This window comes from Saccharothrix luteola (assembly GCF_020859565.1).
Classification (GTDB): Bacteria; Actinomycetota; Actinomycetes; order Mycobacteriales; family Pseudonocardiaceae; genus Actinosynnema; species Actinosynnema luteola.
This window is the reverse complement of the sequence record NZ_JAJHUO010000017.1, coordinates 50,988-76,867: the sequence shown is the minus strand read 5'-3', so window position 1 is coordinate 76,867 and position 25,880 is coordinate 50,988. Positions and strand designations below refer to the sequence as shown.

The 25,880-nt window shown below is 72.4% G+C and carries 26 protein-coding genes; 21 read left to right on the top strand and 5 right to left on the bottom strand.

All coding sequences use genetic code 11. The features are described from left to right. Nucleotides 1-6 precede the first annotated feature (6 nt). From ribD to LNK82_RS23595, 7 genes are all read left to right on the top strand, one after another. Complete coding sequence (gene ribD / locus LNK82_RS23625) at nt 7-1,002, top strand: bifunctional diaminohydroxyphosphoribosylaminopyrimidine deaminase/5-amino-6-(5-phosphoribosylamino)uracil reductase RibD (protein WP_230569305.1); 996 nt, start codon at nt 7-9, stop codon at nt 1,000-1,002. Nucleotides 1,003-1,011: 9 nt separating this feature from the next. Beyond that, a complete protein-coding gene (locus LNK82_RS23620) occupies nt 1,012-1,650 on the top strand; it encodes a riboflavin synthase (RefSeq protein ID WP_230569176.1) in 639 nt (212 codons plus the stop codon). Continuing rightward, on the top strand, nt 1,647-2,921 hold the full coding sequence (locus LNK82_RS23615; protein WP_308257256.1) for a bifunctional 3,4-dihydroxy-2-butanone-4-phosphate synthase/GTP cyclohydrolase II: 1,275 nt from the start codon (nt 1,647-1,649) through the stop codon (nt 2,919-2,921). Before LNK82_RS23620 ends, LNK82_RS23615 begins: the two co-directional genes overlap by 4 nt. Beyond that, the gene (gene ribH, locus LNK82_RS23610; protein WP_230569175.1) at nt 2,918-3,397 is read left to right on the top strand and encodes a 6,7-dimethyl-8-ribityllumazine synthase; all 480 of its coding nucleotides are present in this window, start codon (nt 2,918-2,920) and stop codon (nt 3,395-3,397) included. The genes LNK82_RS23615 and ribH overlap by 4 nt, the downstream gene beginning before the upstream one ends. Nucleotides 3,398-3,405: 8 nt before the next feature. After that, nucleotides 3,406-3,843, top strand: coding sequence for a PH domain-containing protein (locus tag LNK82_RS23605; protein ID WP_372470622.1), 438 nt, complete (start codon nt 3,406-3,408; stop codon nt 3,841-3,843). A gap of 209 nt (nt 3,844-4,052) precedes the next feature. After that, complete coding sequence (locus tag LNK82_RS23600; RefSeq protein WP_230569173.1) at nt 4,053-5,390, top strand: M28 family peptidase; 1,338 nt, start codon at nt 4,053-4,055, stop codon at nt 5,388-5,390. Between the two features lie 13 nt (nt 5,391-5,403). Next, nucleotides 5,404-6,039 (top strand): DUF7919 family protein, encoded by a 636-nt coding sequence (locus LNK82_RS23595; RefSeq protein ID WP_230569172.1) that lies wholly within the window; start codon nt 5,404-5,406, stop codon nt 6,037-6,039. 3 nt (nt 6,040-6,042) lie between these two features. Here LNK82_RS23595 and LNK82_RS23590 read toward each other — a convergent pair whose 3' ends face one another. From LNK82_RS23590 to LNK82_RS23580, 3 genes are read right to left on the bottom strand one after another with little or no spacing between them, the layout of a single operon-like run. Further along, nucleotides 6,043-6,996, bottom strand: coding sequence for a helix-turn-helix transcriptional regulator (locus tag LNK82_RS23590; protein ID WP_230569171.1), 954 nt, complete (start codon nt 6,994-6,996; stop codon nt 6,043-6,045). 44 nt (nt 6,997-7,040) lie between these two features. Further along, the gene (locus LNK82_RS23585; protein ID WP_230569170.1) at nt 7,041-7,523 is read right to left on the bottom strand and encodes a hypothetical protein; all 483 of its coding nucleotides are present in this window, start codon (nt 7,521-7,523) and stop codon (nt 7,041-7,043) included. A 2-nt stretch (nt 7,524-7,525) separates the two neighbouring features. Continuing rightward, nucleotides 7,526-9,082, bottom strand: coding sequence for a helix-turn-helix domain-containing protein (locus LNK82_RS23580; protein ID WP_230569169.1), 1,557 nt, complete (start codon nt 9,080-9,082; stop codon nt 7,526-7,528). A 274-nt stretch (nt 9,083-9,356) separates the two neighbouring features. Here LNK82_RS23580 and LNK82_RS23575 point away from each other — a divergent pair, with 274 nt between their 5' ends. From LNK82_RS23575 to whiA, 7 genes are all read left to right on the top strand, one after another. Next, complete coding sequence (locus LNK82_RS23575; RefSeq protein ID WP_073894610.1) at nt 9,357-9,848, top strand: hypothetical protein; 492 nt, start codon at nt 9,357-9,359, stop codon at nt 9,846-9,848. 14 nt (nt 9,849-9,862) lie between these two features. Next, entirely contained in the window at nt 9,863-10,273 is a 411-nt protein-coding gene (locus LNK82_RS23570) for a Rieske (2Fe-2S) protein (protein ID WP_230569168.1), read from the top strand. Between the two features lie 100 nt (nt 10,274-10,373). Continuing rightward, nucleotides 10,374-10,844 (top strand): Rieske (2Fe-2S) protein, encoded by a 471-nt coding sequence (locus LNK82_RS23565; RefSeq protein WP_230569167.1) that lies wholly within the window; start codon nt 10,374-10,376, stop codon nt 10,842-10,844. Between the two features lie 269 nt (nt 10,845-11,113). Beyond that, nucleotides 11,114-13,057 carry an excinuclease ABC subunit UvrC gene (gene uvrC, locus LNK82_RS23560; RefSeq protein ID WP_230569166.1) on the top strand — a complete coding sequence of 648 codons (1,944 nt, stop codon included), beginning with the start codon at nt 11,114-11,116 and terminating at the stop codon, nt 13,055-13,057. Between the two features lie 26 nt (nt 13,058-13,083). Next, nucleotides 13,084-13,941 (top strand): RNase adapter RapZ, encoded by an 858-nt coding sequence (gene rapZ, locus LNK82_RS23555; RefSeq protein ID WP_053721427.1) that lies wholly within the window; start codon nt 13,084-13,086, stop codon nt 13,939-13,941. Then, the gene (locus LNK82_RS23550; protein ID WP_230569165.1) at nt 13,938-14,969 is read left to right on the top strand and encodes a gluconeogenesis factor YvcK family protein; all 1,032 of its coding nucleotides are present in this window, start codon (nt 13,938-13,940) and stop codon (nt 14,967-14,969) included. Before rapZ ends, LNK82_RS23550 begins: the two co-directional genes overlap by 4 nt. Beyond that, complete coding sequence (gene whiA / locus LNK82_RS23545; RefSeq protein WP_230569164.1) at nt 14,960-15,946, top strand: DNA-binding protein WhiA; 987 nt, start codon at nt 14,960-14,962, stop codon at nt 15,944-15,946. Before LNK82_RS23550 ends, whiA begins: the two co-directional genes overlap by 10 nt. Nucleotides 15,947-15,962: 16 nt before the next feature. On the opposite strand, the gene LNK82_RS23540 is transcribed toward whiA, so the two are convergent. After that, nucleotides 15,963-18,029 (bottom strand): acyltransferase family protein, encoded by a 2,067-nt coding sequence (locus LNK82_RS23540; protein WP_230569163.1) that lies wholly within the window; start codon nt 18,027-18,029, stop codon nt 15,963-15,965. Between the two features lie 551 nt (nt 18,030-18,580). Between LNK82_RS23540 and gap the strand changes: the two genes are divergently transcribed. The 5 genes from gap to LNK82_RS23515 all read left to right on the top strand — a co-directional run bounded on the left by gap (nt 18,581) and on the right by LNK82_RS23515 (nt 22,302). Continuing rightward, entirely contained in the window at nt 18,581-19,585 is a 1,005-nt protein-coding gene (gene gap, locus LNK82_RS23535) for a type I glyceraldehyde-3-phosphate dehydrogenase (protein WP_230569162.1), read from the top strand. 22 nt (nt 19,586-19,607) lie between these two features. Further along, nucleotides 19,608-20,771 (top strand): phosphoglycerate kinase, encoded by a 1,164-nt coding sequence (locus tag LNK82_RS23530; RefSeq protein WP_230569161.1) that lies wholly within the window; start codon nt 19,608-19,610, stop codon nt 20,769-20,771. Beyond that, on the top strand, nt 20,771-21,559 hold the full coding sequence (tpiA, locus tag LNK82_RS23525) for a triose-phosphate isomerase (protein WP_230569160.1): 789 nt from the start codon (nt 20,771-20,773) through the stop codon (nt 21,557-21,559). The genes LNK82_RS23530 and tpiA overlap by 1 nt, the downstream gene beginning before the upstream one ends. 90 nt (nt 21,560-21,649) lie before the next feature. Beyond that, on the top strand, nt 21,650-21,883 hold the full coding sequence (gene secG / locus LNK82_RS23520) for a preprotein translocase subunit SecG (protein ID WP_230569159.1): 234 nt from the start codon (nt 21,650-21,652) through the stop codon (nt 21,881-21,883). Between the two features lie 74 nt (nt 21,884-21,957). After that, nucleotides 21,958-22,302, top strand: coding sequence for an RNA polymerase-binding protein RbpA (locus LNK82_RS23515; RefSeq protein WP_015103628.1), 345 nt, complete (start codon nt 21,958-21,960; stop codon nt 22,300-22,302). 108 nt (nt 22,303-22,410) lie between these two features. On the opposite strand, the gene LNK82_RS23510 is transcribed toward LNK82_RS23515, so the two are convergent. Continuing rightward, nucleotides 22,411-23,289, bottom strand: coding sequence for a hypothetical protein (locus tag LNK82_RS23510; protein WP_230569158.1), 879 nt, complete (start codon nt 23,287-23,289; stop codon nt 22,411-22,413). A gap of 80 nt (nt 23,290-23,369) precedes the next feature. Here LNK82_RS23510 and LNK82_RS23505 point away from each other — a divergent pair, with 80 nt between their 5' ends. Beyond that, a complete protein-coding gene (locus LNK82_RS23505; protein ID WP_230569157.1) occupies nt 23,370-24,167 on the top strand; it encodes a hypothetical protein in 798 nt (265 codons plus the stop codon). Continuing rightward, the gene (locus LNK82_RS23500) at nt 24,164-25,843 is read left to right on the top strand and encodes a serine/threonine-protein kinase (protein WP_230569156.1); all 1,680 of its coding nucleotides are present in this window, start codon (nt 24,164-24,166) and stop codon (nt 25,841-25,843) included. The genes LNK82_RS23505 and LNK82_RS23500 overlap by 4 nt, the downstream gene beginning before the upstream one ends. Nucleotides 25,844-25,880 lie beyond the last annotated feature (37 nt).

Genomic DNA, 25,880 nt, shown 5'->3' with positions numbered 1-25,880 from the left:
GAGGCGATGGCGCTGGCCGTCGCGGCGAGCGAGCGGGTGCGGGGCACGACCAGTCCGAATCCGCCGGTGGGTTGTGTGATCTTGGACGCGGGCGGGCAGGTGGTCGGTGTCGGCGCCACCCGGCCGCCGGGTGGCGCGCACGCCGAAGTGGTGGCGTTGGCGGAGGCGGGTGGGTCGGCCCGCGGCGGCACGGCCGTGGTGACGTTGGAGCCGTGCGCCCACCACGGGCGGACTCCGCCGTGCACCGGGGCGTTGCTCGCGGCCGGGGTGGCGCGGGTGGTGTTCGCGGTGGCGGATCCCAATCCGAAGGCGGCCGGTGGGGCCGCGGTGCTGCGGGAGGCGGGGGTCCTCGTCGAGGACGGGGTGGCCGGCGAGGCCGTGCGGCGGGGTCCGTTGCGGGCCTGGTTGCACTACGCGCGGACCGGGCGACCCCACGTGACCTGGAAGTACGCCGCCAGCCTCGACGGGCGGGTGGCGGCGGGCGACGGCACGAGCCGCTGGATCAGCTCGGCGGAGTCGCGGGCCGAGGTGCACGAGTTCCGCGCGGTGGTGGACGCGATCGTGGTGGGTACCGGCACGGTCCGCACCGATGACCCGAGATTGACCGCGCGGACCGCGCGTCCGGGGCAGGATGGGGTCGGGCAGCCGTTGCGGGTCGTCGTCGGGAAGGGCGACCTGCCGCCGGGGGCCCGAGTGCTGGACGACGAGGCGGAGACGATGCACCTGCGGACGCACGACCCGGACGTTGTGCTCGGCGCGTTGGCCTCGCGGGGCGTGGTCGACGTGCTGCTGGAGGGCGGGCCTACCCTGGCGGGTGCGTTCGTGGCGGCCGACCGCGTCGACCGCGTGCTCGCCTACCTCGCCCCGAAATTCCTGGGCGACGGTCCGCAGGCGTTGCGGGACGCGGGGGTGTCGACCGTCACCGACGCTGTGGGATTGGTCGTGGAGCAAGTCAGTATGTGCGGGCCGGACGTGCGGGTCTCCGCAGTCCCCGCGCGTTGAGGAGGAACGGTGTTCACCGGGATCGTCGAGGAGTTGGGTGAGGTCGTCGCCGTCGCCGACCTGCCGGACGCGGCCCGCGTCACCATCGCGGGTCCGTTGGTGACCAGCGACGCGAAGCACGGCGATTCGATAGCGGTCAACGGTGTGTGCCTCACCGTGGTGGACGTCGCCGACGGCGCGTTCACCGCGGACGTGATGCGCGAGACGCTGACCCGCAGCAGCCTGGCCAAGATCGCCGGGGGCGACCGGGTCAACCTGGAGCGCGCCGCCGCCGTCGGCCAGCGCCTGGGCGGCCACATCGTGCAGGGCCACGTCGACGGCACCGGGGTGGTGCTGGCCAGGGAGAAGGCCGAGCACTGGGAGGTCGTGCACATCGGCCTGCCGCCCGCCCTGGCCCGGTACGTGGTGGAGAAGGGCTCGATCACGGTGGACGGCGTGTCGCTGACCGTGGTGTCGGTGTCCGCCGTCGACGAGGCGACCGCCGGGTTCAGCCACGAGTTCACGGTGAGCCTGATCCCGACGACGTTGGAGCTCACCACCCTCGGCCGGCGGGCGCCGGGCGACCACGTCAACCTGGAGGTGGACGTGATCGCGAAGTACGTCGAGCGGCTCGCGCTGCCCCACCTGCGCGCCGAGGAGGCCCGGTGAACGACTTCGCCGACATCGAGCGGGCCATCGCGGACATGGCCGCGGGCAGGCCCGTCGTCGTCGTGGACGACGAGGACCGCGAGAACGAGGGCGACCTCATCTTCGCGGCGGAGAAGGCGACGCCGGAGCTGCTGGCGTTCATGGTCCGCTACACGTCCGGGTACGTGTGCGTGTCGCTGACCGAGAGCGACTGCGACCGGCTCGACCTGCCGCCGATGTACCACACGAACCAGGACCAGCGCGGCACCGCGTACACCGTGACCGTGGACGCCCGGGAGGGCATCTCCACCGGCATCTCGGCGGCGGACCGGGCGCACACGATCCGGTTGCTGGCCGACCCGGACGCCACGGCCAAGGACTTCAACCGGCCCGGTCACGTGGTGCCGCTGCGCGCGCGTGACGGTGGCGTGCTGCGTCGTGCCGGGCACACCGAGGCCGCCGTCGACCTGGCCCGGATGGCCGGGCTGTCGCCGGTGGGCGTGCTCTGCGAGATCGTGTCGCAGAAGGACGAGGGCGACATGGCCCGCCGCGACGAGCTGGCGGTGTTCGCCTCCGACCACGACCTGGCGCTCGTCACGATCGCCGACCTGATCGCCTACCGGCGGCGGATGGAGGTCCAGGTCGAGCGGGTCGCCGAGGCGCGCATCCCGACCGCGCACGGCACGTTCACCGCGGTCGGTTACGACAGCAAGCTCGACGGCATCGAGCACATCGCGATGGTCTACGGCGAGATCGGCGACGGCGAGGACGTGCTGGTCCGGGTGCACTCGGAGTGCCTGACCGGCGACGTGTTCGGCTCGCTGCGCTGCGACTGCGGCCCGCAGCTGGACGCGGCGCTGGAGGCGGTGGCCGCGCAGGGGCGCGGCGTCGTGCTCTACATGCGCGGGCACGAGGGCCGCGGCATCGGCCTGATGCACAAGCTGCAGGCGTACCAGCTGCAGGACCGCGGTGCGGACACGGTGGACGCGAACCTGGGGCTCGGGCTGCCCGCCGACGCGCGCGACTACGGCACCGGCGCGCAGATCCTGTCCTCGCTCGGCATCAAGTCGATGCGGCTGCTGACCAACAACCCGGCCAAGCGGGTCGGCCTGGAGGGCTACGGGCTGACCGTGCTCGACCGGGTGCCGCTGCCGATCTCGCCCAACCCGGAGAACCTGCGGTACCTGCGCACCAAGCGCGACCGGATGGGCCACGAGCTGCACCAGCTCGAGCAGTACGAGGCGCTGGCCCAGGGCGGCGCGGTGGTGTCCACCACGGAGGGAGCGGAATGAGCGGCGAAGGGCGACCCGAGGACGTCGTCCCCGACGCGGCGGGGCTGACGCTGGGCGTCGTGGCCACGCGGTGGCACACGAAGATCACCGACAACCTGGTCGAGCGGGCGTTGGCCGCGGCGGCGAAGGCCGGTGTCGCGTCGCCGACGGTGGTGCGGGTGGCCGGCGCGGTGGAGCTGCCGGTGGTGGCGCAGGAACTGGCCCGCACGCACGACGCGGTGGTGGCGCTGGGAGTGGTGATCCGGGGCGGCACGCCGCACTTCGAGTACGTGTGCGACGCCGTGACCGCCGGGCTGACCCGGGTCGCGCTGGACTCGTCGACGCCGATCGGCAACGGCGTGCTGACCACCAACGACGAGGACCAGGCGCTGGCCCGCGCGGGGTTCCCGGACTCGGTGGAGGACAAGGGCTTCGAGGCGTGCGTGGCGGCGTTGGACACGGCGGTCGTGCTGCGCGGGCTGCGAGCCGGATCGTGAGGACCGCCGTGGCCGTCGACGTGGTCGAGTTCCGCCCGAAGAAGATCCGCGTGGTCGCCTGGGCCAGCGCGGTGTTCCTGGTCGCGGTGTTCACCGTGGTCGGGTTGCTGCTGGGCGACACACCGACCGGCGTGATCTTCCGGACGTCCGACCAGGTGGCGATGATCTTCCTGGGTGTGCTGCTGGCGTGCGGCATGTTGCTGCTGACCAGGCCGCGCGTGCGGGCCGACGCCGAGGGCGTCGAGGTGCGCAACGTGGTGACGGCGCACCGCTTCAGCTGGCCGGAGGTGCTGCACGTGTCGTTCCCGGACGGCGCGTCGTGGGCGCGACTGGAGCTGCCGGACGACGAGTACGTGTCGATCATGGCCGTCCAGGCGGTGGACCGGGACCACGCCGTCGCCGCCGTCCGCGCCCTCCGCGACCTGCACAAAGCCGCTACCCGCTAGCTCACCGCCCGCGCGTGTCGAACCCTCAGGACCCGCGTGTCCTACGTTCAGGACCCCCGAGTTCAACGCTCGCGTATCTCGTCCGGTGCGCTGGCGTAAGCGCTGATCGTCGTGGTTCCGTTGGACGAGGGGTGTCCTCCGACAGGACTCTTGTAGGGGGTCGGACCCCTGCCTAGGTTCGGGTGATCTACGAGCTTGGGGGTCCGCACATGCGCAGACGTTCACTCCTGACCGGTGCCGCGGCCGTGGCCGGGGCGGTGACGCTCGGCCTGAACCCGGCGGCACGGGCGCAGCGGCCCGGCGCGTCCGAGCAGCCCGACCTGTTCCTGGGCGACTACCCGGTGGTGGGCCGGGTGCGCGCGCGCAAGGCGATGGAGCACCTGCGGGTGCTCAGCGAGCGGATCGGCCAGCGCATCGGCGGCACGGAGTCCGAGCACCGGGCCCGCGACTACCTCGCCTCCGTGCTGCGCGACCTGCGCTACCAGGTGACGTTGCAGCCGTTCACCGTGCCGGACAAGTACCTGTCCACGCTGACCGTCGGCTCGGACACCTGGAACGCGGGCGCGTCCCGCTTCGGCGCGCTGGGCGTGACCGCGAGCGGCCCGGTGGTGGACCTGGACAACGGCGCGTCCCTGCCCGCCGACCTGACCGGGAAGGTCGCGCTGCTGGTGAACGTGCCGACCGGCTCCACGGCGGTGCTGGACGCGGCACGGCTGGGCGCGGCGGCCGTGCTGGTCGGCCGGGTGTCGACGCCGCCGGCGGGCAAGACCGGCGCGTTCTCCCCGACGCTGACCGCGAACGTCACCGTGCCGGTGCTGGGCATCGCGCAGGTGCACGTGGAGCGGCTGCGGGCGGCGGGCGCCGTCGCGGTGACCGTCTCCACCACCCACCTCGCGGGCCTGACCTCGTACAACGTCATCGCCGAACGACCGGCGACGTTCCCCGGCCGGGACGACGGCGTGGTCATGGTGACCGCGCACTACGACAGCGTGCCCGGCTCGCCCGGCGCGAACGACGACGGCAGCGGCACGGTGCTGACCCTCGAACTGGCCCGCGTGCTGCGCTACCTGCCGACGCACAAGGCGCTGCGATTCGCGTTGTGGGGTTCGGAGGAGCAGGGCCTGCTCGGCTCCCGCTACTACGTGAACCAGCTGGCCGACGCGGACGCGGCGCGCATCGCGGGCGTGTTCCAGAACGACATGGTCGCCACGAGCCACGGCCCGGCCACCGCCTACTGGCTGCTCTCGGTGGACGGCGGCGACAACGCCACCACCGCCCAGGTCTCCGCCGCCGCGGCACGGCTGGGTTACGGCGCGCAGGTGCACGGCCCGGTGCCGCGCGGCAGCAGCGACCACGTGCCGTTCCACGAGCGCAAGATCGCCGCGGCGAACTTCAGCTGGCGCGGCGAGGGCGGCCCGCACGAGCTGGAGCCACTCTACCACACGCCCGAGGACACGATCGCGCAGAACATGAGCCCGGACCGCCTGCAGATCTCGCTGGAGCTGATCGGCGCCGCCGCCTACCGCCTGGCCTGCACGCGCGGGTGAACGACAGGACCACATGACGACGTACGAAGACCTGACGCCCTACGAGTACTGGAGCGGGGAGACGGCACCGACGGTCAACGTCGGGTGGTTGGGCCGGGAGTCGCGGTTCGAGGTCGGCGAACCGGAACCCGGCCTGGTCGAGGCGCTGGCGGTGCTGGTCCGGTACCACCTCGTCCACGTCACGCGCGGGTGGCACGGCTGTGAGCTGTGCGGACCGGGAGCCGCGTACCCGGTGCGGGAGCCGTTCGAGGAGGACCTGCTCACGCTGGGCAGCGCGGAGATCCGGGTTCCCGGTCCGGACGGCGTCGTCTACGCGGCGCCGAACCTGGTGTACCACTACGTCGTGCGGCACCACTACCGCCCGCCGGCGGGGTTCGTTCCGTGCGTGCTGGCGGAGGCCGAGGCCCGTACCCGCGCTTGGGGGGAGGCCAAGCGGTCCCTGCCCGTCGGCACGTCCGTGCAAGTGCAGGACGACGGCTACGCGGTGTGGGGCCTGTCGCCCGACCTGGACGACTTCCTCCGCCTGGACGCCACCTCACCGGACGAGCTGTACGCGTCGGACGTCGACCACGTCACGGTCGACACCGTCGTCGCCAAGCACGTCGAGGACCGTCGGGAGATCCTCCTGCGGTTCCCGGGCACGGCGTAGGCGTCACGGACCGGCGGCGCGGAGCAGGCGCTCGGCGGTGGCCCGGAGGTGCTGCCTCAGCTCCTCCGGGCCCTCCACCTCGAAGTCGACGCCGATCATCGCGATCCACGGGCCGACGTCCTCCAACGCCGCCGCGCCGACCGTCAGCCGGGTCCGCTCGTCGTCGATCCGCTCCAGGTCGATCGGGCCGTACGCGGTGCGTGCCGCGACCACGTCGTACGGCGCGTGCATGATCAGCCGGGCCAGGTGCTGGTGCGGCGCGACGGACAGCCGCCGCGCCACGTACGCGGCCAGGTCCTCCGCCGGCGGCTCGCGCGGCGTGAAGCGGGCGCCCAGGGACGGCTCCCCCTCGATCCGGTCCACCCGGAACGTCCGCCAGTCCGCCTTGTCCACGTCCCACGCCACCAGGTACCACCGCCGCCCGGTGTGCGCCAGGCCCAGCGGCTCCACGTGGCGGCGGGTGTCGCCGTCGCGCCCGGCGTAGGGGAACCGCAGCCGCTGGTGGTCGCGGCACGCGATGGCGATGGCGGTCAACGTGCTCGCGTCGACCTGCGCCCCGCGCGTCGGCAACGCGACGGTGTGCGCCTGGAGCGCGTTCACCCGCCGCCGCAGCCGGGACGGCAGCACCTGCTCCAGCTTGGCCAACGCGCGCACCGACGTCTCCTCGATGCCCGCCACGCTGCCGTTGGCCGCCGTGCGCAACCCCACGGCGACCGCCACGGCCTCGTCGTCGTCCAACAACAACGGCGGCAGCTCGGCGCCCGCGCCCAGCTGGTAGCCGCCCGACACGCCCGGCGCGGCGTTGACCGGGTAGCCGAGGGTGCGCAGCTTGTCCACGTCGCGCCGCACGGTCCGGACGTCGACGCCGAGGCGTCGCGCGAGATCCGCTCCGGTCCAGTCGCGGCGCACCTGCAACAACGACAGCAGCTTGAGCAGACGGGCCGAGGTCTCCAGCATGAGCCGCAGTCTGCCGGCCAACGCGGACAGCTCCTGTCCGCGTCCTAGCCGCGTCGTGCGCCCTCCGGCCACACGACCACCACCGGCACGCCCGACGCGCGCGCCGTCTCCACGACGTCCGCCGTGCCGCCGCGCCCGTCCGGCGGCTGCCCGTCCCACACCGCGATCAGCAGCTCCACCGACGCGAGCATCCGCTCGTTCGCCATCACGTAGGCGTGCCGTCCCGACAGCTCGTTGGGCAGCACGCTCACCACGTGCGCCTGGGCCAGCAGCTCGTCGTAGTCGGCCCGCTTCTCCGGTTTCAGCTTCTCCCGGTAGTCCATCGCGGGCAGCACGACCTCGACCCGGCCGCCCAGCTCCAGCACCACCCGCGCGAACAGCTGGTCCGCGCCCGGCGCCAGGCAGGTCACCCCGACCAGGGATGACCCGCCCGACGCCTCGGCCTCCAACGCCGCGCGGATGGCTTCTCGCACGGCGTCGACGCAATCGGGCGCCAGCTTGCTGTGCCCGGTGATCCCCACCCGCATCACTAGGCCGTCCGGACCCCGCGGATCGCCTCACGGGTGTCGCGCACGACGGCCAGGTCGCGGTGCCGCTCGGCCTCCTTGGCGAAGTCCTGCAGCTTGCGCACCACCCGCCCGGATGCCAGGCCCGCCGCCGTCGGCAGCACCTGCTGGATCAGCCCGCACGCCTCCTCGGGCTCACCCGACACCATCTTCGTGCGGGCCAGCCCGATGACGTCGAACGCCCGGTTGCGCACCCTCGCCGGGTCGCGCAGGTCGAGCGCTCGCCGGATGTGCTGCTCCGCCATCGGCGCCTGCTTCGGGTCGTGCCCGGCCAGGTCCCTCATCCGGGCGCCGATCACGCCCTCCAACTCCGCCTCGTCGAATGAGTCCAGCCACCACGGGTCCGAACCGGGCCGCCGCTGCGCGAAGCTGTCCTGCGCCTGCCCGACCGCCCGGTGGAACTCCCGCACCCGACCCATCTGCGCGTAGGCCCACGCCTCGCGGGTCAGCAGGAGCGCCTGCAACGTCGGGGTGGCGTTGCGCCGCGTGCCGTACTGGCCCAGCTGGACCAGCTCTAAACCGTCCTCGGGCCGGCCGAGGTCGAACATCTGCCTGGCCATCGCCGCCAGGCACAGGGCGGCGAACGGGTCGTTGCGCCCGGCCTTCGCCATGCGGACCCCGAGCACGTAGTACCGCTGCGCGGCGTCGTGCATGCCCGCGTCCCACGACATGCTCGCCGCCACCTTGGACAGCTCGGCCCCGATGAAGAAGGCCCGTTCCGTGGTCGGGCCCGCCGGCGCCCGCGACAACCGCTCGGCCAGTTCCTCCAACTGCCCGAGCACCGCCTTGCGCGCCAACCCGTACCCGCCTCGGCCACCCCACCCGCGCAGCCCGTCGGCGACGCGCTGCAACGCCGCCAGCTCCTCCTCGCTGATCGCCGCGCTGGACGACCACTTGGACAGGGGCTGCAAGGGGTGGAGCCATTTCTGCAACGGTTCGACCAGTGCGGGACCCATCGCCACCGCGGCGGCTCCGGTGAGCGCCGCTCGTCTGCTGATCGCCAAGTCGTTCCTCGCCGTCTCCTCGACCGATCTGGCAATGCTCGACGCGTCCCACGCCGCGGCGAGCACATCGGGCGGGGCGCCGCGATCGGCGTCCGCCTGGCTTGGGATTCCGACCCGGTCGAACCACAGCCGGTCGGCCGGCACGCCGAGCGCCCGCGCGAAGTGGCGCAGCCGGTCGATCCGGTCGATCGGGTTCTCACCGGTCTCGTACCGCGACAGCTGCGCCTGGGAGATCCCCAGCCAGGACGCCATGCGGTCTTGGGTGACGCGACTGACGTGCTGGGGGTGGTGCCGGTAGGCGGCGAGGAGGGCGCCCATGTTCCGGTCGGAGAACGCGGCGGCCATCACCTCGTGGTCCCAGAAGTCCCCGGGTACCTCGGGTGGTCCGTAGAGCTCGGTCCGCGCGTTGCGGCGACAACGCTGGCAGAGCCGGTCGGTGTTGTCGGCGGCGATCAGCGCCCCGCACGTCGGGCATGCGCGCCTGGTACTGGCTGCTCTTCGAGCTTTCCGTTCCATGGCTCGCTCCCGTCACTGAGCGTGCTCACCAGTGTATAGAGATGTGATCAGGAGTCCATGCATTTCCTGCATAAGGCGGGGTGGGCCCCTGGTCGGAGCCCCTGTGACGCCAGGTGGTGGATACGGGCGATTCGTCCGGTGCATGGATCCGACCCGATAACGGTGTGGTGAAACGTCCCGATCGGGCCGACGCTGCGTGTGTGCCAGTGCCGGGACGACCCCCGCGGCCCGCGCACGCCGCCCACTCCACCCGACCGGGGAGGGACCTCCGCCGATGAGCATCACCGCCGCCACCACCGCCGACAACGGCCCGCGATACGGACCACGCGACCGCGCGCACCAGCAGGCACTCGGTGAGGCGATCGCGGGTTACCGGCTGCTGGGCTGGAAGGTCTCCGTCACCGAGCAGGGCGTCTTCCTGCCGCTGGGACCCGCCACCACCGCCCTGGCCATGCCCGCCCGCATCGGCTCGCGCGTCCTGGCCGACCTCAAGGCCCGGATGCTCGCCGGTCCCGTCACCGTCATCCCCGGCCCGCGGGAGCACTGGATCTTCCTCGCCGAGCTGGTCGCCCTCCTGCCCACGCACCTGAAGGCGCCCGCCGAGGTCCAGTTCGTCCGCTCGCCGCAGCGCATCGCGCTGCCGCCGACGATGACCCGGTACGGGTCGCTGAGGTGGGCGAACCCGCCGTCGCACTCGCGGCACTGGTTCCCGCCGTTCACGGCGGTGCTGGCGCTGGCCCGGACGGCGGTCGCGAAGGACCAGTAGGCGAAGATGGGCGGGTGGACCGACGGACGCTGCTGTGCGGACTGCTCGCCCTGACCGCCGGTGTGCCCCTGACCTCCTGCGGCTCGGGCGCGCCGCCGCGTCGGCCCGGTGTCGGCTCGGCCCGCGCGGGTGACCGCGTGGCCGGGCTCGCCGACCTCCCGGTGGGCTCCGGCGCGCTGGTCGACGTCGGTGGGGACGGCCAGTTGCTGCTGGTCAGGCCGTCGGAGTCGGAGGTGCGGGCGTTCAACCCGGCCTGCCCGCACCAGGGCACGACGGTGAACCCGCCCGCCGGCGGCACGATCAGCTGCCCCACGCACCGCTCCGCGTTCGACCCGACGACCGGGGCGGTGCTGTCCGGCCCGTCACCGCGGGGGTTGGCGGAGGTCGCGGTGGCGGTGTCCGGGCCGGACGTGTTGCTTTCCTGAAGAAGCCGTCCCAAGGGCTGGGGTGTTGAACCCAGCTTCACGTGGTGTCGTATTGCCTGTGTGGCCGAACGACCACCCACCACGTAGCAAAGGACCTGCTTTGAGTTCAACGGAGAAGACAGGGCTGTCCCGCCGCTCGGTGCTGTGCGGCGTGCTGGTCGCGCTGGCGGTGCCGGGCGGCCTGGCCGCGTGCAGCAGCGGTTCCACCCCAAGCGGCACCACCCCGACCGGTGGCGGCACGACGCCCGGCGGTGGCGGCACCACCCCGGCCGGGCCGCCGATCATCGCGGCGCTGGCCGACGTGCCCGACGGGGGCGGCCTGATCGCGGGCAACCCGACCGACAGCAAGCCGCTCGTGCTGGTCCGCACCGGCGAGACGGTCAAGGCCTACGACGCCACGTGCCCCCACCAGGGGACCGCCGTGTCGCCGCCCGAGGGCGGCGTGATCACGTGCCCGAACCACGGCAGCACGTTCAACGCCGCGGACGGCCAGGTGACGAAGGGCCCGGCCACCACGGGCCTGAAGGAGGTCCCGGTGAAGGTCGAGGCCGGCCAGATCGTCCCCGCCTGAACCTCTCGCGAGGTCGCGTCGACCTTCACCACCTCCCGCGAGGTCGCGTCGATCGCTCACCACCTCCCGCGAGGTCGCGTCGGTCGTTCGCGTCCTGATTCCCGGCGATCACGCTTTTCGATCGCCGGGAATCAGGGCGTGGGGCGCGCGCGGCCCCCCGCGCCCCCCCCCCCCCCGCGGCCCGCCCCCCCCCCCCCCCCCCCCCCACTTCCCGGCGACCTCGCCCGCGACGCCGGAGGCGGCGCAATCCAACACAGTAGGCTTGTCCGGTGGCCGATCCGTCGACCTATCGCCCTGCGACAGGCACCATCCCCGAAGCACCCGGCGTCTACAAGTTCCGCGACGCGAACGGGCGCGTGGTCTACGTCGGCAAGGCCAAGAGCCTGCGCCAACGCCTGAACTCCTACTTCGCCGACATCGCCGGCCTGCACCCGCGCACCCGGCAGATGGTGACCACCGCCGCGAGCGTCGAGTGGACCGTCGTCGGCACCGAGGTCGAGGCGCTGCAGCTCGAGTACAACTGGATCAAGGAGTTCGACCCGCGCTTCAACGTCCGCTACCGCGACGACAAGTCGTACCCGGTGCTCGCCGTGACGTTGCACGAGGAGTTCCCCCGCCTGCACGTCTACCGCGGCCCGCGCCGCAAGGGCGTGCGCTACTTCGGCCCGTACGCGCACGCCTGGGCGATCCGCGAGACGCTCGACCTGCTGCTGCGCGTCTTCCCGGCGCGCACCTGCTCGGCGGGCGTGTTCAAGCGCCACGGCCAGATCGGCCGCCCCTGCCTGCTCGGCTACATCGACAAGTGCTCGGCGCCGTGCGTGGGCCGGGTCGACGCGGACCAGCACCGCGACATCGTCGAGGACTTCTGCGACTTCCTGGCCGGCAAGACGGACTCGATGGTGCGCCGGCTGGAACGCGAGATGACGGCCGCCGCCGAGGAGCTGGAGTTCGAGAAGGCCGCACGCCTGCGCGACGACCAGGCGGCCCTCAAGCGCGCCCTGGAGAAGCAGGCCGTCGTCCTCGGCGACGGCACGGACGCCGACGTGGTCGCGTTCGCGCAGGACGACCTGGAGGTGTCGGTCCAGGTGTTCCACGTGCGCGGCGGCCGGGTGCGCGGCCAGCGCGGCTGGGTGGTCGACAAGGTCGACGAGACCGGTGTGACGGGCCTGGTGGACCAGTTCGTCACCCAGTTCTACGGCGAGCAGGTCGAGTCCGCGCGGGCCGGCGGCGTGGAGGCGGCGCCCGTGCCGCGCGAGGTGCTGGTGCCGGAGCTGCCCGACGACGCCGAGGCGGTCGAGAAGTGGCTGTCGGGCCTGCGCGGCGGCCGGGTCGCGCTGCGGGTGCCGCAGCGCGGCGACAAGCGGGCGCTCATGGAGACGGTGGAGCGCAACGCCAAGGAGGCGTTCCAGCAGCACAAGCTGCGCCGCGCGGGCGACCTGACGGCCCGGTCGGCGGCCTTGCAGGAGCTGCAGGAGGCGCTGGGGCTGGACACGGCGCCGTTGCGGATCGAGTGCACCGACGTCAGCCACGTGCAGGGCACGGACGTGGTGGCGTCGCTGGTGGTGTTCGAGGACGGCCTGGCGCGCAAGTCCGAGTACCGCCGGTTCGCCGTGCGGGAGGGCGCCGAGCAGGGCGACGTCGGCTCGATCGCCGAGGTGGTGCGGCGGCGCTTCCAGGCGTACCTGCGCGACAACAAGGACAACGGCGGCCCGACGCCCGGCATCGACCCGGAGACCGGCAAGCCGCGCAGGTTCGCGTACGCGCCGAACCTGCTGGTGGTGGACGGCGGCGCGCCGCAGGCGCAGGTAGCCTCCGACGTCTTGGCGGAGCTCGGCATCACGGACGTCGCGGTGGTCGGCCTGGCGAAGCGGCTGGAGGAGGTGTGGGTGCCCGGCGAACCGGACCCGGTGATCCTGCCCCGCACCAGCGAGGCCCTGTACCTGCTGCAACGGGTGCGCGACGAGGCGCACCGGTTCGCCATCGCCTACCACCGGCAGAAGCGGTCGAAGCGGATGACGACCTCGGCGCTGGACGACGTGCCGGGACTGGGGCAGACGCGCAAGGCCGCGCTGCTGAAGCACTTCGGCTCGCTGAAGAAGTTGCGCGAGGCGAGCATCGAGGAGATCAGCGTGGTGCCCGGAGTGGGCCGGCGCACCGCGGAGGCCGTGCACGCGACGTTGAGCACGGCGGGTACCGAAGGGGAGCGAACGTGAGCGCACCGGCCGGCGAGAAGTCCGGCATCGAAGTCGCGGTGGTGACGGGCCTGTCGGGGGCGGGCCGCAGCACGGCCGCGAAGTGCCTGGAGGACCTGGGCTGGTTCGTGGTGGACAACCTGCCGCCCGAGCTGATCGCGACCATGGTGGAGCTGGGCGCTCAGGCCAGGGGTGCGATCACCAGGGTCGCGGTGGTGATGGACGTGCGCAGCCGCGCGTTCACCGAGGACCTGGCGGCGGTGATCAAGGACCTGGACGCGCGCGGCTACAAGCCGAAGGTGCTGTTCCTGGAGGCCACCGACGACGTGCTGATCCGCCGGTTCGAGTCGGTGCGCCGCGGCCACCCGTTGCAGGCGGACGGTCGCCTGGCCGACGGCATCGAGGCCGAGCGGGTCCTGCTCACGCCGTTGCGCGAGGAAGCCGACCTGGTGCTGGACACCTCGGCGCTGTCGGTGCACCAGCTGCGGGCCAAGATCGAGGACACGTTCGGCACGGAGTCGGCGACCCGCACCCGCGTCACGGTGCTGTCGTTCGGCTACAAGTACGGCCTGCCGATGGACGCCGACCTGGTGATGGACGTGCGGTTCCTGCCGAACCCGTTCTGGATCCCGGAGCTGCGCGAGCAGACCGGCCTGGACGGCGACGTGCGCAACTACGTGCTCACGCAGGAGGGCGCGGAGGAGTTCCTGGACCGCTACCACGAGCTGCTGCGGCTGATCGGCGCCGGCTACCGGCGCGAGGGCAAGCGGTACCTGACGCTGGCGGTCGGCTGCACCGGCGGCAAGCACCGCAGCGTGGCCATCTCCGAGGAGCTCGCGGGCCGGTTGGCCAGCGAGGACGGCATGGCCGTCAAGGTCGTGCACCGGGACCTGGGACGCGAGTGAGCTTCGCAGCGGTAGCGCTGGGCGGTGGGCACGGGCTGCACGCCACGCTCACCGCCCTGCGCCGGGTGACCGACGACGTGACGGCCGTGGTGACGGTCGCGGACGACGGCGGCTCGTCGGGGCGGCTGCGCCGCGAGCTGGGCCTGCTGCCGCCCGGCGACCTGCGCAAGGCGATGGTGGCGCTGGCCGGCGCGGACGCCTCCAGCGCGTTGTGGGCGACGCTGTTCCAGCACCGGTTCGGCGGCACCGGCGCGCTCGCCGGGCACGCGGTGGGCAACCTCGTGCTGGCGGGCCTGCTGGAGCAGCTCGGCGACCCGGTGGCCGTGCTGGAGGAGGCGGGACGGCTGCTCGGCGTGCGCGGTCGCGTGCTGCCGATGTGCACGGAGCCGTTGTCGATCGAGGCCGACGTCACCGGGCTGGACGATGACGACGACGTGGTGCGCCGCATCCGCGGCCAGGTCGCGATCGCCACCACGCCGGGCCGCGTGCAACGGATCCGGCTCAACGGGCCGGGCGGCCCCGGCGAGGCGCCGCGCGGCTGCCCGCAGGCGGTGGAGGCGGTGCTCGCGGCGGACGTCGTGCTGCTCGGGCCCGGCTCGTGGTTCACCAGCGTGCTGCCGCACCTGCTCGTGCCCGAGCTGCACGACGCCCTGGTGCGCACCTCGGCACGCAAGGTGGTCGTGCTCAACCTCGTCCCCCAACCGGGGGAAACCGACGGCTTTTCGCCGGAGCTGCACCTGGACGTCCTGTGCGCGCACGCGCCCGCCCTGCGGGTCGACGCGGTGATCGCGGACGTCGACGCGGTGCCCGTTCCGGACCGGCTGCGCAGGGCCGCCGCAGCTCTCGGCGCTGCGGCGCACCTCGCGCCCATCGCCGTGGCCGGCGCGCCCGACCGGCACGACCCGACCGCGCTGGCGTCGAGCATCACCCGGGCGTTGGCCGGCCCTGGTGACGAGACCGGAGGGGCGTCGAGTACAACCCTCCAGGAAGACCGGACGAGCAGGGGAGGCGAGGCGCCGTGGCGATGACGTCGGCGGTGAAGGACGAGCTGAGCAGGCTGGCCGTCTCCAAGACCTGCTGCCGCCGCGCGGAGGTCGCCTCGTTGCTGCGGTTCGCGGGCGGCTTGCACATCGTGGGCGGCCGGGTGGTCGTCGAGGCGGAGCTGGACCTGGGCTCGACGGCGCGCCGGCTGCGCCGCGAGATCCACGAGCTGTACGGGCACCAGTCGGACGTGTTCACCATCACGTCCAGCGGGCTGCGCAAGGGCACCCGGTTCGTCGTGCGCGTGGTGAAGGACGGCGAGGGCCTGGCCAGGCAGACGGGTCTGCTCGACCCGCGCGGACGCCCGGTGCGCGGCCTGCCCGCGCCGGTCGTCTCGGGCGGTGTGTGCGACGCGGAGGCGGCGTGGCGCGGCGCGTTCCTGGCGCACGGCTCGCTGACCGAGCCGGGCCGGTCGTCGTCGATGGAGGTGACCTGCCCGGGGCCGGAGGCGGCGCTGGCGCTGGTCGGCGCGGCGCGGCGGATGGGCATCGGCTCGAAGTCGCGCGAGGTGCGCGGCGCGGAGCGCGTGGTGATAAGGGATGGCGACGCCATCGGCGCGATGCTGACCAGGCTCGGCGCGCACGACAGCGTGCTGGCCTGGGAGGAGCGCCGGATGCGGCGCGAGGTGCGTGCGACGGCGAACCGCCTGGCGAACTTCGACGACGCCAACCTGCGGCGCTCGGCGCGGGCCGCCGTCGCCGCCGCCGCCAGGGTGCAGCGAGCGCTGGAGATCCTGGGCGCCGAGGCGCCCGACCACCTGGCCGCCGCGGGAGCTTTGCGGCTGGCGCACCGGCAGGCCTCGCTGGAGGAGCTGGGTCAGCTCTCCGACCCGCAGATGACGAAGGACGCCGTCGCGGGCCGCATCCGCAGACTCCTGGCGATGGCGGACAAGCGGGCGAAGGAACTGGGCATGCCGGACACCGAGTCCGCCGTGACGGCGGACATGCTCGAGGCCGAGGTCTGACGGAAGGGCTGCCGCGTCAGCGGAGTCCCAGGGCGGCGAGGAGCGGGTCGGCCAAGGACCTCACGTAGGTGTCGGTGAGGTGGTTGTCGCGGTAGACGACCACGTTGCCGACCACGGCCGGGCAGGTGTCGGCGCGGCAGATCCAGTCGGTCAGGTCGACCACCCGCACGCCCGGCAGACCGGTCGCGGCGTCGGCCAGCGGGTCGGTCGCCGAGCCGACGGCCCGCGCCCGGGGCGTGTCGCAGTCGGCCGGGTCGTCGGGGCGGCGTTCCAGGCAGGGCACGACCGGCCGTGCCGGCCGGGGCAGTTCGCGGATGACGGCGACCGGGATGGCGGCGTCCGACAGCGCGGTGAGCATGGTCCGGTAACCCTCGACCGCGCGGTCGGGCGACTCCCAGGTCCAGTCCAGGTCCGCGCGGTAGGACTCGGGCGACATGGCGGCGGTGACGACCAGGTCGGGCTTCAGGTCGCGGATCAGGTCGAGCTTCTTCAGGTTCTCGTCCGAGCAGACGGCCAGCGGCGTGCCCGCCTCCGACGGCGGCACCGCGGTGAACGGGCAGCCGTTGCGCACGACGACCTTCACCCGCCACCGGCCGGCGCCCTCGTGCCGCACGAACTCGGCCAGGGCGCTGCTGAACTGGGCGGCGTGCGAATCGCCGACGATGACCGCGGTCTTGGTCGCCTCGGGTGCCCCGTACGTGCACGCCGAGGGCTCCGCGGTCATGTCGTAGACGTTGCAATCGCCCGGCAGGTCGCCGAGCGGCCCGTCCTCCCCGGCCACGGCGGGGTCGGGTGCGAGCGGGATGCCGGCCCGCGCGGGCACCGGACGGGTCGGGTCCAGCGCCAGCGCGCCGGGGTGGTCGGCGTCGATCACCGACCTGCCGCGCAACGCCGCCAGCGTCGACTCGGCCGACGCCCACCCACCCGACGCGACCGCCACGGTCACCGCGACCATCGCCGCGCCGATCCCGTACGTCACGCGCCTGCGGTCGCGCTTGCGCCGCCGGAACGGGTCCTCGACGAAGTGCTTCGACAACGCCGCCAGCACGAGGCTCAGCGACCCGGCGAACACGACCTGGTACCGGTCCAGCACCTCGCGCCCGGTGAACTCGAGCACGAACACGATCACCGGCCAGTGCCACAGGTAGAGGCTGTAGGAGATGTCGCCGACGTAGGTCAGCGGGCGCAGGCCGAGCACGCGGGCCAGCGAGTCGTCCCGGGCGAGGAGCATCGCGGCCGTGCCGACGGTCGGCAGCGCCGCGATCCAGCCGGGGAACGCCATGCCCGTGGTGAACCAGAACGCGCTCGCCAGCACCGCCACCAGACCGCCCCAGCCGAGCAGCACGCGGACCACCCGGCCCGGCCGCAGCCGGTGCAGCGCCATCGCCGCCAAGCCGCCGATCCCGAGCTCCCACATCCGGGTCGGCGTGACGAAGTACGCCGCGCCCGGGTCGACCGGCGTGTACCAGACCGAGAACGCGAACGACGCGACCGTGATCGCGCCGACCGCGACCACCGCGTATCGCACCGGGCCCGCGCCCCGACGTGCCGCCAGAACCGCCGCCACCAGCAGCACCAGCGGGATGACCAGGTAGAACTGCTCCTCGACGGCCAGCGACCAGAAGTGCTGCACCGGTGACGCGCCGACGGTCGCGTGCCCGTAGTCGTTCGACAGCACTGCCAACAGCCAGTTCTGCGCGTTGACCGCGGAGAACAGGACCTCGCGCAGCACGGTCGGCCACCGCGACTGGGGCAGCACCGCGATCACCGCCGCCGTGACCGCCAGCAGCACGACCGTGGCGGCGGGCAGCAGCCTGCGGATCCGGCGCGCGTAGAAGTCGAGCAGCCCGACCCGCCCGGTGCGCCGGACCTCGCCGGTGAGCGTGCCGATGATCAGGAAGCCCGAGAGCACGAAGAAGACGTCGACGCCGACGAAGCCGCCGGGCAGCCACTCGGGGCGCAGGTGGTAGCAGATCACCAGGCCGACGGCCAGCGCGCGCATGCCCTGGATGTCGACCCTCACGGCGGGGCGGGCCTCGCCGTTCGCGCGCGCCGAGGACGGCTCTTCGGTGACCAGCGCCACAACTCACCACCACGGTCGATGACAAAAGCGGCGCAGCTTAACCCGTTCGTGTGGTACCGGAGGTAGCCCGTTCAGGGAAGCGTTACCAGGCGGACGCCGCGTCGCTCCAGACCGCCGCGCGTGTCGAACCTTCAGGACCCGCGTGTCGAACGCTCAGGACCCGCGTGTCCTACGTTCGCGTCGCGAGAGTCCTACGTTCAGAACGCGCGTGTCCTACGTTCAGGGCCCCTGAATTCAACGCTCGGAACGGCCACCCTCCGTCACGCAACGCGCATCCTGCACTCGAGCACCGAGCGTCATACGCTGGGACCCGCCGACCGCGGCGCCGGGTCACGGCACGACCGCACTCCGGGGTCACGAAGCCCCCGTGACCGAGTTACCCAGAGGTAACAAGCCGGTCAAGCTGGATTTTCTTGTTCGATAAAGAGATCCTGGTGGTCCACGTGACCAGGGACGCAGGCCGGAGGCTAGGCTGGCTCTCGGCTGCCTGGTCAGCCCATGACTGCACGCCCCTGGCGGACAACGCCAGTCGAGTACCGAGGAGACTCACCGTGACGGTTCGCGTAGGTGTCAATGGTTTCGGCCGCATCGGTCGCAACTTCTGGCGCGCCGTTCAGGCCAGCGGGCACGACATCGAGATCGTCGCCTTCAACGACCTCGGTGACGTCAACACGATGGCCCACCTGCTCAAGTACGACTCCATCCTCGGCCGCCTCGACGGCGAGGTGACCGTGACCGACGAGGGCATCGCGGTCGACGGCAAGGTCATCAAGGCCCTGGCCGAGCGCGACCCCGGCAAGCTGCCCTGGAAGGACCTCGGCGTCGACGTCGTCGTGGAGTCGACCGGCTTCTTCACCGACGCCTCGGCCGCGCGCAAGCACGTCGACGAGGGTGGCGCGAAGAAGGTCATCATCTCCGCCCCGGCCAAGGGTGAGGACCTCACCGTGGTGCTGGGCGCGAACGACGACCAGTACGACGGTTCGCAGACCGTCATCTCCAACGCCTCGTGCACCACGAACTGCCTGGCCCCGCTGGCCAAGGTGCTGCACGACAGCTTCACCATCGAGCGTGGCCTCATGACCACGATCCACGCCTACACCCAGGACCAGAACCTGCAGGACGCGCCGCACAAGGACCTGCGCCGCGCCCGTGCCGCCGCGCTGAACATCGTGCCCACCAGCACCGGTGCCGCGAAGGCGATCGGCCTGGTCCTGCCGGAGCTGAAGGGCAAGCTCGACGGCTACGCCCTGCGCGTGCCCGTGCCCACCGGCTCGGCCACCGACCTGACCGTCACCGTCGGCCGCGACGTCACCGTGGACGAGGTCAACGCCGCCTACAAGGCCGCCGCGGACGGTGCGCTCAAGGGCTACCTGCGCTACAACACCGACCCGATCGTGTCGGCCGACATCGTCACCGACCCGGCGTCGTGCATCTACGACGCGCCGCTGACCAAGGTCATCGGCAACCAGGTCAAGGTCGTCGGCTGGTACGACAACGAGTGGGGCTACTCCAACCGCCTCGCCGACCTGGTCAACCTCGTCGCCAGCAAGCTCTGAGCGAAGAGACGGATCACTCGCTGTGAAGACTCTCGACGATCTGCTCAGCGAGGGTGTCTCGGGTCGGCGCGTCCTCGTGCGCGCCGACCTGAACGTCCCCCTCGACGGCGACCGGATCACCGACGACGGCCGCGTCCGCGCGTCGGTGCCCACCATCAAGGCGCTCGTGGACGCGGGCGCCCGCGTGCTGGTCGCCGCGCACCTGGGCCGCCCCAAGGGCGAGCCCGACCCCAAGTTCTCCCTCGCGCCCGTCGCCGTCCGGCTCGGCGAGCTGCTCGGCCAGGCGGTCGAGATCGGCACCGAGGCCGCCGGTGACGGCACCGTGGTGCTCCTGGAGAACATCCGCTTCGACGCCCGCGAGACCAGCAAGGACGACGCCGAGCGCGCCGCCCTCGCCGACGAGCTGGCCGCCAAGGCCGACGCGTTCGTCTCCGACGGCTTCGGCGTCGTGCACCGCAAGCAGGCGTCGGTCTACGACGTGGCCAAGAAGCTCCCGCACTACGCGGGCGGCCTCGTGCTGGCCGAGGTCGAGGTGCTGCGCAAGCTCACCGACGACCTCCAGCGCCCCTACGTCGTCGTGCTCGGCGGCGCGAAGGTGTCCGACAAGCTCGGCGTCATCGCGAACCTGCTCACCAAGGTCGACCGGCTCCTCGTGGGCGGCGGCATGGCCTACACCTTCCTCAAGGCCCAGGGCCACGAGGTCGGCGGCTCGCTGCTCCAGGAAGACCAGCTCGACCAGGTCCGCGGCTTCCTCGCGGAGGCCGAGAAGCGCGGCGTGGAGCTCGTGCTCCCGGTCGACGTGCTGGCCGCCGTCGACTTCGCGCCCGACGCGCAGTTCGAGGTCGTCGCCACCGACGCCATCCCCGCCGACCGGCAGGGCCTGGACATCGGCCCGGCCACCCGCGAGCTGTTCGCCTCGAAGCTCGCCGACGCGCAGACCGTGTTCTGGAACGGCCCGATGGGCGTGTTCGAGTTCGAGGCCTTCTCCGGCGGCACCCGCGCGGTGGCCGAGGCGCTGGTCAAGAGCGACGCGTTCACCGTGGTCGGCGGCGGCGACTCGGCCGCGGCCGTGCGCGCGCTCGGCCTGCCCGAGGACGGGTTCTCGCACATCTCCACCGGTGGTGGGGCGTCCCTGGAGTACCTGGAGGGCAAGGAACTGCCCGGCGTGTCTGTGTTGGAGGCGTGATGGCTCAGCGTCAGCCCCTCATCGCGGGCAACTGGAAGATGAACCTCAACCACCTCGAGGCCATCGCCCTGGTTCAGAAGATCGCCTTCTCGCTCCCGGAGAAGTACTTCGCCAAGGTCGAGGTCGCGGTGCTGCCCCCGTTCGTCGACATCCGGTCGATCCAGACCCTCGTCGACGGCGACAAGCTGCTGCTCAAGTACGGCGCGCAGGACCTGTCGCCGCACGACTCGGGCGCCTACACCGGCGACGTGTCCGGCCCGATGCTGGCCAAGCTCGGCTGCTCCTTCGTCACCGTGGGCCACTCCGAGCGGCGTGAGTACCACAACGAGGACGACGTCACCGTCAACAAGAAGGTCAAGGCGGCGCTCAAGCACGGCGTCACGCCCATCTTCTGCCTCGGTGAGCAGCTGGACGTCCGCGAGGCCGGCGGGCACGTCGAGCACTGCACCGAGCAGCTCGTCGCGGGCCTGAAGGGCCTCACCGCCGAGCAGGTGCGCGACGTCGTCGTCGCCTACGAGCCGGTGTGGGCCATCGGCACCGGCAAGGTCGCCTCGTCGGCCGACGCGCAGGAGGTGTGCGCCGCCATTCGGGTCAAGCTCGCCGAGCTCTACGGCGAGGACGTCGCTTCGGCCGTTCGAGTGCTTTACGGCGGCTCGGTCAAGTCCGGCAACATCGCCGAGTTGATCGCTCAGAAGGACGTCGACGGCGCCCTTGTCGGTGGTGCGAGCCTGGATGCGGACGAGTTCGCGAAGCTGTGCGCACTCGCCGCGGGCGGCCCTCTACCCTGATGTGATTGACACACTCTCCACCCGCGGTGGTCCACGGTCGGCAGTCGACCGGGTACTCTGTGGCGTCACCTGCCTGACAGCGAGGAAGAAATGATCCTGTTCCTGCAGATCCTGCTGCTCGTCTCCAGCCTGCTGCTGATCCTGCTCGTGCTGCTGCACCGCGGGCGTGGTGGCGGTCTGTCCTCGTTGTTCGGCGGCGGCATGCAGTCGAGCCTGTCCGGTTCCAGCGTGGTGGAGAAGAACCTCGACCGCCTGACGTTGTTCGTCGGCGCGATCTGGGTCATCGCCATCGTGGGCATCGGGCTGCTGATGAAGGTCAACTGACACAGGTCGGTGGACGCCGACGACGTCGGCCGACGCGGACACAGGGAAACCACGTGGTGGGGGTGTGAGGGTCGATGGCTGGTGGTAACGCGATTCGCGGTACCCGCGTCGGCGCAGGCCCGATGGGCGAATCGGAGCGCGGCGAGTCCGCGCCCCGACGTCGGGTGTCGTACTGGTGCGCGAACGCGCACGAGTCTCGGCCGTCGTTCGCGGTCGAAGCCGAGATCCCGGAGAACTGGGACTGCCCCCGGTGCGGTCTGCCGGCCGGGCGTGACGAGCAGGCGCCACCTGCTCCGCCGCGCAACGAGCCGTACAAGACGCACCTGGCGTACGTGAAGGAGCGCCGCTCCGACGCGGACGGTGAGGCGATCCTCGAAGAGGCGCTCACCAAGCTGCGCAAGCAGCGCGAAGAGCCCTAGCCAGGCTCAGGCGAGAACGGCACGACGGCCCCGGTGGGACTTCCCGCCGGGGCCGTCGTCGTCTTCGGGCTCGCTCGCTTCGGGCCCGGTCGCGTCAGCCCGGTCGCTTCAGGTCCGCTTGGTGAACAGGCCGGCGAACTGGCGTCGGACCATGATCGCGCCCACCAGCAGGAAGAACACCAGGATCACCAGGGTGGACGTCGTGCCGCCGGTCGAGCTGGTCAGCGCCACGTCCACGCTCCCGACCAGCACCACACCGCAGTCGGCGCGGATCACGTGGCGACCAGGCTGGATCGTGGTGAACTCGACCCTGGTGCTGAACGTGCCCGAGCCGTCCGCCTTCGCCGCGCCGACGGCCTCGCCCAGCGAACTGAGCCGCACCGGCGAACCCGGGTCACACCCCGTGCCGGTAGCGGTCAACGGGTCACCCGGCTGGATGTTGTCCTTGTCCAACGTCAGCGCGCCGTCACCGTCGAACGGTGTCGTGGTGCCGGTCGTGGTCGGCGCGGAGCTGTCCGTCGTCGTCGTGGTAGTCGTCGTGGTAGTGGTCGTCGTCGGCCGGGTGGTCGTGGTCGTCGGACGCGTGGCGGTCGTCGTGGTCACCGGGGGAGCGGTCGTCGTCGTGACCGGCGGTGGGGTGGTGGTCGTGGTCGGTCGCGCGGTCACGGTGAAGTTGTCCGTCGGGTTCGACGTCGCCGCGCACTGCGGGCGTGCGGTGACCCGGTGCACCCCGACGCCCGCGTCCGACGGCACGGTCGCCGTGCCCGAACCCGTGCCGCGCCCCGCGTGCTTGCCGCTGCCGATCACCCTCCCGCCGTCCCACAGGATCTGCACGGTGGAGTTCGAGCAGTCCGGATCGAGGTACACGCCGGTCCAGCTGACCGTGAACGTGCTGCCCGCCGGACCGGAGTCCGGGCTCGCGGTCGCGACGCCCTGCGGCTGCGCCGATACCGGTGCCGCTACGAGCGCCGTAACGCCATATGCCAAGGCACCGAGTAGAGCTAGTGTTCCTGCCGATCGCATGCCGACTCCCGGACCAGTCCGCTACCCCCCGATGAGGTGCCCTTGTGAGACGCATTATGAGCAGCGTCGGTTTACTGCTCCTGTGCGGGATCTTCCTCGGCGTCGCCCCGGCCCACGCCGCCGGGGACGCGGTCACCATCGACGCCACGGTGGACGGCTCCCCGGTCGGCGAGGACGAGCTGCTGCTCGACCCGTCCCGCGCCTCCCTCATCTCCGTGACCGTCCACAACGCGACGGACACGGTGCGGCACGTCAAGACGATCCGGCTGTCCGGCACGGCGTTGGCGTTGACGTTCTTCTCCTACGACACGACCGTGCCGTTCGACGTGCCCGCCAGGGAGAGCGTCACGCGCGGGTTCGTGCTCGACCTCGGGCAGCTCGGCGCCCAGGCGACCGGCCTGCTGCCGACCGAGCTGGAAGTGCTCGACACCAACCGCGACGTGCTCGCGTCGATCGGCATGACCGGTGACGTGCGCGGGTCGATGTGGTCGGTGTACGGGGTGTTCGGGTTGGCGGTGTTCGGGTTGACCTCGCTGGCGTGGGTGGGCGCGTTGGTCGCGCTGGCCCGTCGGCGGCTGCCCGCGAACCGGTGGCAGCGGGCGATGCGGTTCCTGCCCGCCGGCGTCGGCACCGGGCTGGTGGCGGTGATCTCGCTGTCCGTGCTGCGGGTCATGGCGCCGTCGCCGGCGGCGGAGATCCCGTTCGTGCTGGGCGCGGCGGCGGTCGCGTTCGCCTTGGGCTACCTGACACCGCACCCGGACGCGGACGACCTCCGCCCGCCCCCGACCGACCCGGAGAGCACGCAGCGCATCACGCGGCCGTTGCCGGGCGGTGTGGCGTGACGGTGTCGGCGAACGTCGTCGCGGCGCTGCCGCAGTACGAGCTCGGCGCGGAGGTCGGGCGCGGCGGGATGGGGGTCGTGTACGCGGCCGTGCACCGGCCGTTGGGGCGGGCGGTGGCGGTGAAGCGGCTGCCCGGCGTGCTCGCGTCGGATGAGCGGATGAGCGCGCGGTTCGCGCACGAGGCGCGGCTGCTGGCGCGGCTCGACCACCCGCACATCGTGCCCGTGTACGACTACGTCCAGGACCGCGGCGAGCACCTGCTGGTGATGGAGAAGCTCGACGGTGGCACGGTGTGGTCGAAGTTCACCGGTTCGGGTGTCACGCCCGCCTCGTCGTGTGCCATCGGTCTGGCGATGCTGTCCGGTCTGCACGCGGCGCACGGGGCCGGGGTGCTGCACCTGGACGTGAAGCCGAAGAACCTGCTGTTCACCGCCGGTGGGGTGCTCAAGGTCGCCGATTTCGGGATCTCCCAGGTGGTGAGTGAGGGCGCGACGCTCGTGACGCACGGTGGGCAGGTGCTCGGCACGCCCGCGTACCTGTCACCCGAGCAGGCGCTGGGCAACCCGCTCACCCCGGCGGCCGACGTCTACGGCGCGGCGACGGTGCTGTACGAGCTGCTGAGCGGTCGGCTGCCGTTCGACAGCGGCGGTGGGGCATTGGCGATGATCCAGCGTCACGTCTACCAGCAGCCCCGCCCCCTGATCGAGGTACCTGATCCACTCGCCCGGGTGATCATGCGGGGGATCGAACGCGACCCCCAGGCCCGGTACCGCAACGCGGAGACGTTCGCGGTGGACCTGGCGGCCGCGGCGGCGGAGGTCTTCGGCCGGGACTGGCTGCTGCGCCTCGGCGCCCCGGTCCACCTGAGCCCGCACGTCGCCGCCGCCGGTACTCGCCCCGCGTCCGGCCCCTCCGTGCCGCGGGAAACCCTCGACATCCCCGTTCGGGCGACGCTCGTGGACGCTCCGCCGACGCCCGTGCGGCTGGGCGCGGAGACCCTCGTGCCGGCGGCGCAGCTGCTGGCCGCCGCCGCCCCGAAACCGGCCCGGTGGTTCGCGCTGGCCGCGGCCCTCGCCGCGGTCGTGATGATCACCATCCCGTTCACCGTGCCGGGCCGCGACCTGCCGACCCTCGACGTCGACCTGAGCAAGCCGGTCTCCGTGGGCCAGGGCGACCCGGCGACCGCACGCCTCGCCGTGACGGCGGCCGGCATCACCCTGGCCGACGTCCCCGCCTCTCCCGCCTCTCCCGCCGCTTCCCGGCTCACCTCCACCGCCCCGCCGCTGGCGTTCGAGCTGCCGGGCGCGAGCCGGTGGATCGTGGGCGGCGCGGCGGTGGCGACGGTGACGGCCGACGGCCGGTCCACCGACTACTCCCTCCGACCGGTCACGCACCCGATGATCAGCATCATGGGCGCGGGGAGCGCGGTGCTGCTGCTGTTCGCGCTCGCGTACCTGGAGTCGATCCTGCGGTCCCTGCGGCGGCGTCGGGCGGGGACGGCGGCGGTGGTCGCGGCGGCTCCGTTGGGCTTCGCGCTCGGCGTGGCCGTGTGGCTCCTGCCGTCCGTGCTGCTGCGTCACACGCCCGACTTGTGGCCGGCGCTGGTGTGCGGCGGGCTGGGCGTGGCGGCGGCGGTCTGCACGGCCGTGGCCACCCGGCGGTCAGCTCTCCGCTGACGGTGGGCGCGTTCCGTTCTGCACGCTCCTTCCAGTG